The organism is Streptomyces sp. NPDC111744, assembly GCF_055634995.1.
In genome coordinates, this window is record NZ_JBVKCG010000018.1 from 53,626 (window position 1) to 66,828 (window position 13,203).

9 protein-coding genes are annotated in these 13,203 nt (G+C 70.8%); 5 read left to right on the forward strand and 4 right to left on the reverse strand.

Annotated elements, in window-relative coordinates; translation table 11 throughout:
• The first annotated feature begins 113 nt into the window (after positions 1-113).
• Both ACZ7OO_RS32070 and eutC read left to right on the forward strand, forming a co-directional pair.
• Positions 114-1,496 (forward strand): ethanolamine ammonia-lyase subunit EutB, encoded by a 1,383-nt coding sequence (locus ACZ7OO_RS32070; protein WP_471510150.1) that lies wholly within the window; start codon positions 114-116, stop codon positions 1,494-1,496.
• Positions 1,493-2,269, forward strand: a complete 777-nt coding sequence (gene eutC, locus ACZ7OO_RS32075; protein WP_471510152.1) for an ethanolamine ammonia-lyase subunit EutC — start codon at positions 1,493-1,495, stop codon at positions 2,267-2,269. The genes ACZ7OO_RS32070 and eutC overlap by 4 nt, the downstream gene beginning before the upstream one ends.
• An 86-nt stretch (positions 2,270-2,355) precedes the next feature.
• Here eutC and ACZ7OO_RS32080 read toward each other — a convergent pair whose 3' ends face one another.
• Complete coding sequence (locus ACZ7OO_RS32080; RefSeq protein ID WP_471510154.1) at positions 2,356-3,195, reverse strand: diacylglycerol kinase family protein; 840 nt, start codon at positions 3,193-3,195, stop codon at positions 2,356-2,358.
• A gap of 197 nt (positions 3,196-3,392) precedes the next feature.
• Between ACZ7OO_RS32080 and ACZ7OO_RS32085 the strand changes: the two genes are divergently transcribed.
• The 3 genes from ACZ7OO_RS32085 (at position 3,393) to ACZ7OO_RS32095 (ending at position 9,154) form a co-directional block, all read left to right on the forward strand.
• Positions 3,393-4,676, forward strand: a complete 1,284-nt coding sequence (locus ACZ7OO_RS32085) for an adenylosuccinate synthase (RefSeq protein ID WP_352222378.1) — start codon at positions 3,393-3,395, stop codon at positions 4,674-4,676.
• Between the two features lie 496 nt (positions 4,677-5,172).
• The gene (locus tag ACZ7OO_RS32090) at positions 5,173-7,155 is read left to right on the forward strand and encodes an AAA family ATPase (RefSeq protein ID WP_471510156.1); all 1,983 of its coding nucleotides are present in this window, start codon (positions 5,173-5,175) and stop codon (positions 7,153-7,155) included.
• A 175-nt stretch (positions 7,156-7,330) separates the two neighbouring features.
• Positions 7,331-9,154, forward strand: coding sequence for a bifunctional metallophosphatase/5'-nucleotidase (locus ACZ7OO_RS32095; protein ID WP_471510158.1), 1,824 nt, complete (start codon positions 7,331-7,333; stop codon positions 9,152-9,154).
• Between the two features lie 138 nt (positions 9,155-9,292).
• Here the strand turns inward: ACZ7OO_RS32095 and ACZ7OO_RS32100 are convergent, their stop codons facing one another.
• The 3 genes from ACZ7OO_RS32100 to ACZ7OO_RS32110 form a co-directional block, all read right to left on the reverse strand.
• Positions 9,293-9,943 (reverse strand): phospholipase D-like domain-containing protein, encoded by a 651-nt coding sequence (locus ACZ7OO_RS32100; protein WP_352222380.1) that lies wholly within the window; start codon positions 9,941-9,943, stop codon positions 9,293-9,295.
• A gap of 78 nt (positions 9,944-10,021) precedes the next feature.
• Positions 10,022-12,433, reverse strand: coding sequence for a dolichyl-phosphate beta-glucosyltransferase (locus ACZ7OO_RS32105; protein ID WP_471510160.1), 2,412 nt, complete (start codon positions 12,431-12,433; stop codon positions 10,022-10,024).
• Positions 12,430-13,128 (reverse strand): GntR family transcriptional regulator, encoded by a 699-nt coding sequence (locus ACZ7OO_RS32110; protein ID WP_471510162.1) that lies wholly within the window; start codon positions 13,126-13,128, stop codon positions 12,430-12,432. Before ACZ7OO_RS32110 ends, ACZ7OO_RS32105 begins: the two co-directional genes overlap by 4 nt.
• Between the last annotated feature and the right edge of the window lie 75 nt (positions 13,129-13,203).

Below are 13,203 nucleotides of genomic sequence, written 5' to 3' on the forward strand. Positions count from 1 at the left end.
GGACCGGAACTCTGTAGCCCGAATGAGTCGGTAGAGGGTCTCGGTGCGTTAAATGTTTGTCAACCAGACCTTTAGAAATCCGGCCGCAACACCCGGCCCGTACGGTCGCCGCCATGAGCACGTACACGGCCACCCTCGGCGGCGAACGCCACCGCTTCGACTCCCTGGCCCGCCTGCTGGCCGCCGCGAGTCCGGAACGCTCCGGCGACCGGCTGGCCGGCCTCGCCGCCGCGAGCGCGCGGCAGCGGGTCGCGGCCCGCTGGGCGCTGGCGGAGGTGCCGCTCGCCACCTTCCTGACCGAGCCGGTGATCCCCTACGAGACCGACGACGTGACCCGGCTGATCCTCGACACCCACGACGCGGCGGCCTTCGCGCCGGTGGCCGGGCTGACGGTCGGCGAGTTCCGGGAGTGGCTGCTGGCCGCGGACGCCGGCGCTCTCGCCGCGCTGGCGCCCGGGGTCACGCCGGAGATGGCCGCCGCCGTGTCCAAGCTGATGGGGAACGCCGACCTGGTGTCCGTCGCCCGCAAGGCGCGGGTGGTCACCGCCTTCCGCTCGACGATCGGCCTGCCCGGCCGCCTCGCCACCCGCCTCCAGCCCAACCACCCCACCGACGACCCGGCCGGAGTGGCGGCCGCCCTCCTGGACGGTCTGCTGCTCGGCTCCGGAGACGCGGTGATCGGCATCAACCCGGCGACCGACAGCCCGAAGGCGGTACGGGACCTGCTGGAACTCCTGGCCGGAGTGATCGACTGCTACGCGATCCCCACCCAGTCCTGCGTCCTGTGCCACGTCACGACGAGCGTGGACCTGATGGAGCGCGGCGCCCCGGTCGACCTCGTCTTCCAGTCCATCGCCGGCACCCAGGCGGCGAACGCCTCCTTCGGCGTCACCCTCGGCCTGCTGGACGAGGCGTACGAGGCGGCCCGCGGGCTGGGGCGGGGCACGGTCGGCGACCACGTCATGTACTTCGAGACCGGCCAGGGCAGCGCCCTGTCGGCGGACGCGCACCACGGCGTGGACCAGCAGACGGTGGAGGCGCGGGCGTACGCGGTGGCCCGCCGCTACCGGCCCCTGCTGGTGAACACCGTCGTGGGCTTCATCGGCCCGGAGTACCTCTACGACGGCCGGCAGATCCTGCGGGCCGCCCTGGAGGACCACTTCTGCGGCAAACTCCTCGGCCTGCCCATGGGCCTGGACATCTGCTACACGAACCACGCCGACGCGGACGACGACGACATCGCCACCATGCTGACCATGCTGGCCGTCGCGGGCGCCTCCTTCGTGATCTGCACACCGGGCGGCGACGACATCATGCTCAACTACCAGTCCGCCTCCTACCACGACGCGCTCTACCTGCGGGAGGTGCTCGGCCTGCGCCCGGCGCCGGAGTTCGAGGCGTGGCTGGAGTCGATCGGGCTGCTGGACGGGGACGGCGGTCTGCGCGAGGTCAGCGGCCATCCGCTGACGGCGATCGGAAGGGAACTGGCCGCATGACCGACCTGACCGAGGCGCCCGCCGCCGGACCCGACGACCTGTGGCCGCTGCTGCGCCGCCACACCCAGGCCAGGATCGGCCTCGGCCGCTCCGGCTCCGCGCTTCCCACCCGGCACCGGCTGGGCCTCCAGTCCGCGCATGCGGCCGCCCGGGACGCGGTGCACTCGCCCTTCGACCCGGACGCGGTGGCGGCGGGGCTGGCGGGGCTCGCGACGGTACGGGTCCGCAGCGCGGCCGGCGACCGGACGACCTACCTCCAGCGCCCCGACCTGGGCCGACGACTCCACCCCGTGGACCGGGCGCACCTGCCGGCCGGTGACTGGGACGTCGTCTTCGTGGTCGCCGACGGGCTGTCCAGCCGGGCGGTGCACGAGCACGGGGCGGCGATGGTGCGGGCCACCGCGGCCCGCCTCCCCGACCGGCGCATCGCCCCGGTCGTCCTGGCCGAGCAGGCCCGGGTGGCCCTCGGCGACGACATCGCCCACGCGATGGGTATGGCCCTGGTGGTGGTCCTGATCGGCGAACGGCCCGGGATGTCGGCGGCGGACTCCCTGGGCGCCTACCTGACGTACCGGCCGGTGCCGGGCGTGACCACGGACGCGGACCGGAACTGCCTGAGCAACATCCGGCCGCCGCTGGGGCTGACCTACGAGGCGGCGGCGGGGAAGCTGGCGGCGTTGCTGAGGAGGGCGCGGGAGCTGGGGGTCACGGGCGTGGCGCTGAAGGACGAATCCGAACCCGATCACGGGAAGGTGCCCGAGCGGCCCCACTGAGCCGCGGCCGTCCCACGCCACCGGGAGTTCTCCCGCGCCGCGGAGTGGCACGGGGGAGTGAGTCGCCCGCACCGCCGAGCCCGCTGCTACGGGGCCCCCGGCACCATGAGCCCCCAGGCCCCCTCGACCACCCGCCAGGTCCGCCGCCGTACCGGACCCGCCACCCCGACGTCGGCCCGGTACCGGAAGTCCGCCCCCGTCACCGTCACCGTCCGCCCGGCGGCCCGTACCGGCGTCGCCTCCGCGCCCACCGACAGCGGCCGTACCTCCACCTCGGCCAGCCCGTCGCGGCCGCCCGGGGTCACCGAGATGCCCTCCACCGGCTGGTCCAGGTCCACCACCGTCTCCCCGTCGACCTCGACCCGCAGCCGCGCGGGCCCGGGGCGGGGCACTGCCTGGGCCGGGCGGGCGGAAAGGGACCGTACGAGGGTCTGGTACGGCCGCAGCCACCCCCGGGCCGCAACCGTGTCCGCGTCCTCCGGCACCGCCGCCACCGGCGGGATCCGCAGCGCGCCCAGCACCACCCCGTCGCTGTCGTCGACCAGCAGGTCCAGGCGCCGTTCCACGCCGTCCAGGACCGCGCGTGCCGCCGCCACCGCACCGGTGGGCACCCCCAGCGCGTGCGCGACGCCCAGCGTGCCCCCCACCGGGACCACGGACAGCACACATTCGGCCAGCTCCCGCTGCCTGTGCAGAAAGGTCACCGCACGGATCAGCGCGGCGTCGTCGCCCACCACCACCGGTCGCCGCGACCCCCGCCGGGAAAGTACCCGGGCGAATTCCTCGGGGCCGTCCGGCAGGCACACCTTCGTGGTAGCACCCGCGCTGAGCACGTCTTTCGCGATCCGGACGGATTCACCGTCCGTTTGCCGTGCCGCCGGATCGATGATCACAAGCAGCTGATCGGACCTCGCGAATGTCGCCACCTCGGTCGTGCCTCGCTTCCTCGGGTAGCATCACTGTGCAAGAGCCCCTTGCGCTATTGCGCCAGGGGCTTCGTCTATTCCGGGGCATCCTGTCCAACGGTTGTGCGGCCAACGACGGTCGCGGTGGTACGCGGCGCCGAACCTTACGCGTACGCCCCTGACCTTGGACATGCCCCGCCCGGAAGGGGTGTACGCGCGTGCCCGCACTTGTGCTGCTCGGTGCTCAGTGGGGTGACGAAGGCAAGGGAAAGGCGACGGACCTGCTAGGCGGATCCGTCGACTACGTGGTGCGTTACCAGGGTGGCAACAACGCCGGCCACACGGTCGTCGTCGGCGACCAGAAGTATGCGCTCCACCTCCTCCCTTCCGGAATCCTCTCGCCTACCTGTGTTCCCGTCATCGGCAACGGCGTCGTCGTCGACCCGTCGGTCCTGCTCTCCGAGCTGAGCGGTCTGAACGAGCGTGGCGTCGACACGTCCAAGCTCCTCATCAGCGGAAACGCGCACATCATCACGCCGTACAACGTCACCGTCGACAAGGTGACGGAACGCTTCCTCGGAAAGCGGAAGATCGGCACCACCGGGCGCGGTATCGGCCCGACCTACGCGGACAAGATCAACCGCGTCGGCATCCGGGTCCAGGACCTGTACGACGAGTCGATCCTGACCCAGAAGGTCGAGGCGGCCCTCGACGTCAAGAACCAGATGCTCACAAAGCTGTACAACCGGCGCGCGATCGCCGTGGACCAGGTGGTCGAGGAGCTGCTGGGCTACGCGGACAAGCTCGCCCCGTACGTCTCCGACACGGTCCTCGTCCTCAACCAGGCCCTGGAGGAGGACAAGGTCGTCCTCTTCGAGGGCGGCCAGGGCACGCTCCTGGACATCGACCACGGCACGTATCCCTTCGTCACCTCCTCGAACCCGACCGCGGGCGGTGCCTGCACCGGCTCCGGCGTGGGCCCGACGAAGATCAGCCGGGTCATCGGCATCCTCAAGGCGTACACGACCCGCGTCGGCGCCGGCCCGTTCCCGACCGAGCTCTTCGACGAGGACGGCGAGGCGCTGCGCCGGATCGGCGGCGAGCGGGGTGTCACCACCGGCCGGGACCGCCGCTGCGGCTGGTTCGACGCGGTGATCGCCCGCTACGCGACCCGCGTGAACGGCCTGACCGACTTCTTCCTCACCAAGCTCGACGTCCTCACCGGCTGGGAGCAGATCCCGGTCTGCGTGGCGTACGAGATCGAGGGCAAGCGCGTCGAGGAACTCCCGTACTCCCAGAGCGACTTCCACCACGCGAAGCCGGTCTACGAGACCCTGCCCGGCTGGTCCGAGGACATCACCAAGGCCAAGTCCTTCGCGGACCTCCCGAAGAACGCCCAGGCGTACGTCAAGGCGCTGGAGGAGATGTCCGGCGCCCCGATCTCCGCGATCGGCGTGGGCCCGGGCCGGGACGAGACGATCGAGATCAACTCGTTCCTGTAGGTCCGACCTGGCGCGGCGACAGTCCTGGCTGAGATGCCGGCTGCCGCCGCGCGCCGGGGACGTGAGCGGGATGGTGTGACGGGTCTGTCCGCCATGGGAGAGACATGACACCACTGTCCCGGCCAGGAACAGCACCGCGAGGCAGCTCAGCAGGGTGAGCCGGCCGGTGGCACGACGGGCCATGGCAGCTCGGTCTCGCGGCGCCCCCCGCCCCGTCTGCCGCAGGTGTCGCACCGCTCGGCGCCGTATCCCCGGCATGTCCAGCACTTGTCCCGAAGGCGGGGCGGGAGCGCCGGTGATCTCTCTCCAGTGGGCCATGAACTGGTCGTGGACGAAGTCCTGGTCCGGCGTAGTCGAGCTCCAACTCCCCGACCATGACCCGGGTTTCGGTGGTTCACAAGGGAAGTGCGATGGGTATGGCGGTGGGTGTATTCCGCACGCCCACGCAGCAATCCCACGCACCACCCCATGCAGGACCTTCGAGCCGGGACGGGCGATGGATCTCACGGCGCTGATCGGCACGGTGGCGGGAGTGGCCGGCACCGCCGTCGGCGTTCTGCAGTGGCGGGACGCCCGCCGCTCCGGCCCGCGCAGGCAGCCAACCCTCGCGTCTCCAGGCCCGGCTCCGCTGCTCTCCGAGTTCACCGTCCTCGCCCCCGACGCACGGGTCCGGGGCCACGCCCGGCCCCTGGTGGACCGTACGGCGGAACTGCGCCAACTGCGGGCGGGCGTGCGCAGACACGCGCCGACCCTCGTCATCGAGGGATTCAGCGGCGTCGGCAAGACCGCGCTGGCCGCCGCGCTCTGCCGCCTGCACGCCCGTACGCACCGGGTGAAGTGGGTCTTCTGCGCCGAGAAGACCCACACACTGAGCCTGCGGTCCCTGGCGCTCGCCCTGTCCTACGACACCGAACTGGACGGCGCGCGCGAACTCGCCCTGGTCGCCGGTTCGTCGGACGCGGACGGCGACCGGCTCCAGGACACCCTCGCCGCGTTCCTGGCGGCCAACCCGGTCCTCCTCGTACTCGACGACTTCCACACCGTGCGCGATCCCGCGCTGGTGGCGTGGGCGCGGCGGACCGTGCACACCGAGGGGCGGTCGACCGTCGTACTGACCAGCCGAAGGCATCTTCGGGAGATACCGCGCACGGCCGACCTGCCCTGGGTCCAGCTGCGCGGACTGCCCGAGGCGGACGCGCGCGACCTGCTGCGCCGCTGCGGCCTGAGCATGCCGGACCCCACGCTGACGACGGTCTGGCGCCGGGCGGGGGAAGGAAACCCGCAGGCCCTGACCCTCTTCGCCGGTCAGGCGACGCATACGAGACCCGAGGTGCTGGCCGTGGACCTGTCCGCTCAACGGGACGACCTGAACGCCTGGATCGGCCCCATCTACGACGCCCTGGCCCCCGCGCAGCGCACCGTCCTGAAGGCCGCGACCTTCGTCTACGAGGCGGCCCCGCCCGAGCTCGTCGGCGAGTTGACGGAAGACGGCGAAACCCCGCGTCTGCTGGCCGAGTTGGAGGCCAGGTTCCTGCTGACACGGACCGAGGCCGGCTTCGAACCGCACAGCTCCGTGCGCGACCACGTCGACGCACGGCTCACCGACGACGAGCGGGCGACGTTCGCCGCGCGTCTCACCCGCTGGTACCGGGCGCGGGCCCGTGACGTCTTCCTGGAGGGCCTCGGCGCGGACGAGCCGTCGTACGGACCGCTGTATCTGGAGAGTTTCCCGGACTATGTGCAGGCGGAGGAGCGGCACATCCGGTTCGTCGACGACCTGCTCGACCGGCTCGCGGACACCGGCCGTACGCTCCCACCGGGCGCGCGCATCCTCGTGCTGGGCGCGGGCCACGGCACGCACGACGCCGGCTTCGTCAAACACGGCCTCGACGTGACGGACATCGACATCCAGCCGGAGACCGCGGCCCTGGGGGAGAGCCGGGCGGTACGGCTGGCCGGTCATGTCCGTTACGTGGTGGCGGACATGACGCGCGGACTGCCCCCGGAGGTCCAGCCGGCGTCGATGGACGCGGTGTTCAACATCGGATCGTCGTTCGGGTACGAGGACGCCGACGAGGACAACGCCGGGGTCTTCCGCACGGCCGCCGCGGCGCTGAAGCCGGGGGCACCGTTCGTCTTCGAGTACGTCAACGGCCCGCACTGGCAACACCGCAGGATCCAGCGCCAGGTCGACACCACGGCGCTGCCGGACGGCGCCGTCCGCACGGAGTACTCGATCACGGACCCGACGAGCGCGACATCCCTGACGGCCATCCGATTGCAACGGCCCGACGGCAGCGGAGGCTGGTTCCGCCATTTCATGCACTACTACCGGCTGCCCGAGGTGCTGACCATGATGGAGCAGGCCGGGCTGGGTCAGGAGGCCGTCTTCGGTGCCAGGGGCGGGCGCGTGCGGGGCCCCTTCGACGAGGCGGAGTCGGAGGCGATGGTCGTGATCGCCACGCGGCCGGTCGACTGAGCGAGCCGCGCGGTCGGCCGAGCGGGGCACACAACCGCCCGCGCATTGCCGTTTGTTGACTCGGTCATGGCCAATTCCTGGTTTTCGGAGGCCTGGACAGACGCCACGCTCTACGCGAGTAGCCCCGCACCACACCTCTGTCTACACGCGTCATGTCAGCCTCCCAGGAGACCTCATGCCCGTCAGTCCCATGAACCGCCGGGATTTCGTGAAGAAGTCGGCCGTCACCGGGGCGGCCGTAGCCGCCGCCGGGACCGTCGCCGCCGCGGCCCCCGCCCAGGCGGCCGAGCACAAGCCCGGAAAGGCGCCGAAGACCTGGAGCTTCTCCATCCTGGGCACCACCGACCTGCACAGCCACGTCTTCAACTGGGACTACTACACCGACGCCGCCTACAAGGACTCCAAGGGCAACACCTACGGCATCGCGCGCATCGCCACCCTGGTGAAGAACCTGCGCAAGGAGAGGGGCGAGGACCGGGTCCTGCTGGTCGACGCCGGCGACATCATCCAGGGCACCTCCCTCGCCTCCTACTACGCGAGCGTCGACCCGATCACCGGCAAGGACGGCAAGCGCGGCCCCAAGCACCCCATGGCGATCGCCATGAACGAGATGCGCTACGACGCGGCCGCCCTCGGCAACCACGAGTTCAACTACGGGGTCGAGGTCATCCGCACCTTCGAGAAGCAGTGCCACTTCCCGCTGCTCGGCGCCAACGCCCTGGACGCCAAGACGCTGCGGCCCGCCTTCCGGCCCTACACCGTCAAGCACATCAAGGTCCCCCACGGCCCGGACATCAAGGTCGGCATCCTCGGCCTCACCAACCCGGGCATCGCCCTGTGGGACAAGGACAACGTCTCCGGGAAGCTGGCGTTCACGGGCCTGGTCGAGCAGGCGAAGAAGTACGTCCCGCGCCTGCGTGCCCTCGGCTGCGACGTCGTCTTCCTCACCGACCACTCGGGCCTGGACGGCTCGTCGTCGTGGGGCGACTCGCTCCCCTACGTGGAGAACGCGTCGAACCTGGTCGCCGAGCAGGTCCCTGGTATCGACGCGATCCTCGTCGGCCACACCCACGTCGACGTCCCCACGTACACGGTGAAGAACGCGGAGACCGGCGAGGACGTCCTCCTCTCCGAGCCGTACTGCTACGGCTACCGCCTCTCCGTCTTCGACTTCGAACTGGAGCTGGTGAACCACTCCTGGAAGATCACCAAGAAGACCGCCACCACCCTGAACAGCAACACGGTCGCCGAGGACCCGCGGATCACCGAACTGCTCACCGCCGAGCACGAGTTGGTGGTCAAGTACGTCAACACCGCGATCGGCACCTGCACCGAGACGATGTCCACGACGGACGCCTGCTGGAAGGACGTCGCCGCCATCGACTTCATCCAGCAGGTCCAGATGGACGCGGTGAAGGCGGGCCTGTCGACGGCGGACGCCGCGCTCCCGCTGATCTCGGTGGCCGCGCCCTTCAGCCGTACGGCCGTCATCCCGGCCGGCGACGTGACGATCCGCGACGTCGCGGGTCTCTACGTCTACGAGAACACCCTGTACGGCAAGAAGCTCACCGGCGCCCAGCTCAAGGACTACCTGGAGTACGCGGCGAAGTACTACCACCGGGTCCCGTCCGGCACGGCGGTGGACACCGCCACCCTCACCAACGCCAACAGCTTCTGGGACTACATGTACGACACGGCGGCCGGCGTCGACTACGAGATCGACATCGCGGCGGCCGAGGGCTCGCGCATCAAGAACCTCAGCTACAACGGCACGCCGGTCGCCGACGACCAGGTCTTCGTCGTCGCCGTCAACAACTACCGCGCCAACGGCGGCAGCGGCTACCCGCACATCGCCGCCGCGGAGGTCGTCTACAGCACCCCCAACCAGGTCCGCGACCTGATGGTCGCCTACGCGACGGCGAAGGGCACGATCGACCCGTCGACGTTCGCGGCCACCAACTGGAAGCTGACGCAGGGCGGGACGCCGGTCTTCTCGTAAGCCTGCCGGATTTCCTCCACGTCCCCGCTCCAGGGCAGAAGGCATCCCTGGAGCGGGAGACGGCGGCCTTACGGTCACTTCGCCCTGCCGGCCGTCGAATGGCCGCGCGCAGTAACCGCCCCCTGCCCCGGCTCCGCCTCAGCTGAACACGATCATCGACCCCTGGGCCAGGCTGCGCGTCGCCGCCGCGTGCAGGCCGAGCCAGACGTGCCGTTCCCGGGCGAAGGGGCTCGGGTCGTACGGGGCCGGGATCGCCGGTTCCTCCAGGTCGGTCGGGGCGGAGGGCGGCTGCGGGGCCGCCGGAGGGTTCGCCGGGTCGATGCCGATCGACGGGGCGACGTACTCCAGCTCGCGCAGCAGGGCGTGGGACGAGCCCAGCGGGCCGCCACCGGCGAGGAGTTCGTCGCTTGAGAGCGGGTTCGGGAAGTCGACCGGGACGTAGGCGCCCGCGTGGTCGTAGTGCCAGACCAGATGGGACTGCTGGGCCGTCGACTCGAACATCTCCAGGAGCTGCTCGTAGTCGCCGCCCAGGTCGTCCACCGGGGAGACGGGCAGGCCGCAGACCTGGAGGAGATAGGCGCGGCGCAGGAAGTGCAGCGCGTCGTAGTCGAAGCCGGCCACCGGGGCGACATCGCCGGACAGGCCCGGCATGTACTGGTACACCGGCACCGGCGGCAGCCCGGCCTCGGCGAGCACCTTGTTGTATTGCGCGAGTTCCTCGGCGAACGGGTTGTCAGGCGTGTGGCACAACACGTCGACGAGCGGTACCAGCCAGAGGTCACAGGCCAAAGAGGGCTCCTCGTATCAGCGCGTTCACGGCAAGTGTTCAGCCAGGTGGTCAGGGAAGAGTAATCCGTGCGGCACCGGTCAGCTCCCCCCGTGCAGGTCCCATACCCAGACCCCACCGGTCCACCTACCGGATTTTCCGGTCAGGGCGTCGACCGCCTGCCGCAGCTTGTCGTCGTTGGGCTGTGGGGCGACCACCAGGGCGCCCGCCTTCCAGTACGCGAAGTCCTTCACCGCCTGCGCCCGCCAGTTCTTGCCGATCACCGGCACCTTCCCGGTGTAGCGGACGTCCCGCAGCATGTTGGAGGTGTAGCGCGGGACGGCACCGTAGATACCGATGCGGTCCTCACCGTAGGGACCGTTGAAGTATCCGCCGGGGAGCTTGAAGCCGAGGTCCGCCGTCGTCTGCCAGTGCAGGGCCTCCGCGTAGCCGGGATCGGGGAGCGGGATCGGGACGAGTGACTCGCCCCTTCCCACGTACGACTTCCACATCCCGCTCGTGATGAACTCCGGGACCGTCTCCCGCGGCGCGGACTTGAGCGGGGCCGGGACGATCGGGAGCAGGGCCAGCGCGATGGCCAGCAGACCGAAGTACTGGGTGCCGATACGACGGGTGACCAGCACCTTTTCGAGCGCGAGCGCGAGCAGCAGGCCCAGCGCCGGGGCGCAGATCATCGCCACCCGGCCCTCGATCACCGACTCGAAGAGCGGCAGCTTCCGCACCAGCGCCCACGGGCCGGGATACACCGTGTCGGTCAGCGGGATGCGGATCTTCGGGCCCATGGACAGCACGGCCGCGGCCGGCGAAGTGAACGCCAGCGCCTTGACCAGCGGCCGCTCCCACATCCGTACGACGATCCCGAAGGCGAGCACGACCAGCGGCCAGCCGTAGAAGGCGTTCTGCTCGGTGGGGTTGAGGGAGAGCTCGTTGGCGCGGCCGGCGTTCCCGTAGAGCAGCGAGCGCTCGGCGAAGGCGAGGAGCGAGAGGGGGCTGTTTCCGGCGTTGTCGCCGTGCAGGACGCTGTGGTAGCTCTGCGGGCCGGTGAACTGCCAGTACAAGGGATAGATCACGATCGGCAGACAGACCGCCCCGGCGATCAGCAGGCCCTTGCCCAGTGGGCGCCAGGACTCCTTCGCCACCTCCGGTCGTACGGCCGCGTACGCGGCGGCGAACAGGGCCATGCCCAGCGCCGCCAGCAGCAACGGCTCCTCGCCGAGGAGAACCTGGTACGCCGCCACCAGGCCGAGCACGATCCCGTCCCGCCGGACCCGGGCGCCCGTGGCCAGGCGCAGGGCGCGGTCGATGATCAGCGGGATCGTGAACAGGATGACGAAGTTGGGGTGCGCGTTGGCGTGGCTGACCATCGGCGGTGCGAAGGCCGCGAGGGCCGCGCCGAGGAAGGCGGCGCCCCGGTGCCGTACCACCCGCTTCACGATCAGCCAGTACCAGGCGACGGCGGTCGCGGCCAGGCCGAGGGCCATGCAGACGGAGAGCGAGACGGCCGGTCCGGCGAGGAGCGTCAGCGGGGCGAAGGGGACGGAGGCGCCCAGCATGACCGTGTTGGCCATGAGGTTGACGCCGTCGGGGAAGCCCTGGAGGTCGGAGAAGAGCGGGTTGCGCAAGTGCGCGAGGTTGTCCGCGGTCACCGCGAAGAACCACTCCCACTGGTTCTGGTCCTGGAGGGAGTCGGTGAGGTAGCGGTGGTCCGGGTCGAAGAAGCGGCCCGAGTACAGGGCGACCGACAGGGCCAGGAAGAGGACCGTGACCAGGAGGTCGGCCGGGCGGAGCCGGCGCAGCCGGAGGCGGGCCAGGTCCGCGAGGACCCTCGGGTAGGCGAGCGGGCCGACCTTGGAGCCGGGCTGGTGGCTCCAGTGGACCGGGACCTCGGCGATGGACGCGCCGCCCCGGTGCAGATGCTGGAGGACCTCGACGTCGATGCCCCAGCCGTCGAGACGGGAGCCGGCGAAGGCCTCGCGGGCCTGGTCGCCGTCGAACAGCTTGAAACCGCACTGGGTGTCCTTGATGCCGGGCACCGCGGTGGCCCGTATCAGCAGGTTCCCGGCGCGGCCGAGCAGCTCGCGCAGCCGGTGCTGGGGGTGGGCTATCTCCGCGCCGGGCACCGCGCGCGAGCCTATCGCCGCCGTGTTGCCCTCGCTGAGCGCCTTGTCGAGCCGCTCCAGCTCCTCGATCGGGGCCGCGAGATCGGCGTCGGTGACCAGCACCCGGCGGCCGCGGCTGGCGGCGACGCCCAGGCGCAGGGCGCTGCCCTTGCCCCGGTTGCGGTGACCGGTGACCAGACGGACGTGCGGGTGATCTAAGGCGGCGACCGTACGCGTCCCGTCGGTCGAACCGTCGTCGGAGACGATCACTTCCCAGGAGCCGAAGCGGGACTCGTTGTCGGCGAGGTAGCGGGTGACGGCGCAGAGCGTCGGGCCGAGCCGTTCCTCCTCGTTGTACGCCGGGATGACGACAGAAAGGTCGGGCGCGGTCATCCGTTCTCCGCCAGTCGCTCGATGAGGGCGAGGGAGTGTGTGTTGTACGCGGCGACGATCCCCCGGGCGGCCTCGATGTCCCGCCGGGACAGCGCGTCGACCAACTCCGTTTGCCGGGACCACAGATACCCGCGTAGATCGGGCAGCCGGCGCAGATGCTGCACCGCACACACCCAGGACTGCACGCGCAGCCGGTGCAGGAAGTCGCCGAGGTAGGGGTTGCCGAACAGCGCGGACAGCTCCCGCCAGAAGCGCAGGTCGTAGCCGACCAGCACGGTGAGGTCGCCGGCGGTCGCGGCACGCTGGGCCTCCTCGCCGCGCCGGCGGACGGTGGCCAGGGCGGCCCCGACCCGCGGCTCCTTCAAATCCTTGAAGGCGGGGTGGTGGCCGCCGGCGAGAGCGTGGAACATACCGTCGACGACCAGGCTGCGGGCCTCGATCATGCCCCGGTGGTCGGTGAGGGAGTACTCCGGCACCCGGAAACCGCGGTGCTGGTCGGCGTCGAGGACGCCCTGCGCGGACAGGTCGACCAGGGCCTCGCGGACCGGCGTGGCGGAGACCCCGTACTGCTCGGCGATCTCCTTGACCGTGAACTCCCGGCCCGGCTGGAGCCGCCCGGCGAGCACCTCGTCACGGAGCGCGTCCGCGATCTGCTGGCGCAGGGTACTGCGGGTCACAGCGCCGTTGCCGGGCATCGTCGGGCGCCTCTCCTCACGCGTTCGGGTGACGTGCTCGCTTACATGTACATCTACGAGCACGCCACCTTACGC

What these genes read in the sequence shown, in the direction of transcription:
- ACZ7OO_RS32070 (WP_471510150.1), top strand. Translation starts at nt 114, where the DNA reads ATGAGCACGTACACGGCCACCCTCGGCGGCGAACGCCACCGCTTCGAC.
- eutC (WP_471510152.1), top strand. Translation starts at nt 1,493, where the DNA reads ATGACCGACCTGACCGAGGCGCCCGCCGCCGGACCCGACGACCTGTGG.
- ACZ7OO_RS32090 (WP_471510156.1), top strand. Translation starts at nt 5,173, where the DNA reads ATGGATCTCACGGCGCTGATCGGCACGGTGGCGGGAGTGGCCGGCACC.
- ACZ7OO_RS32095 (WP_471510158.1), top strand. Translation starts at nt 7,331, where the DNA reads ATGCCCGTCAGTCCCATGAACCGCCGGGATTTCGTGAAGAAGTCGGCC.
- ACZ7OO_RS32105 (WP_471510160.1), bottom strand. Translation starts at nt 12,433, where the DNA reads ATGACCGCGCCCGACCTTTCTGTCGTCATCCCGGCGTACAACGAGGAG.
- ACZ7OO_RS32110 (WP_471510162.1), bottom strand. Translation starts at nt 13,128, where the DNA reads ATGCCCGGCAACGGCGCTGTGACCCGCAGTACCCTGCGCCAGCAGATC.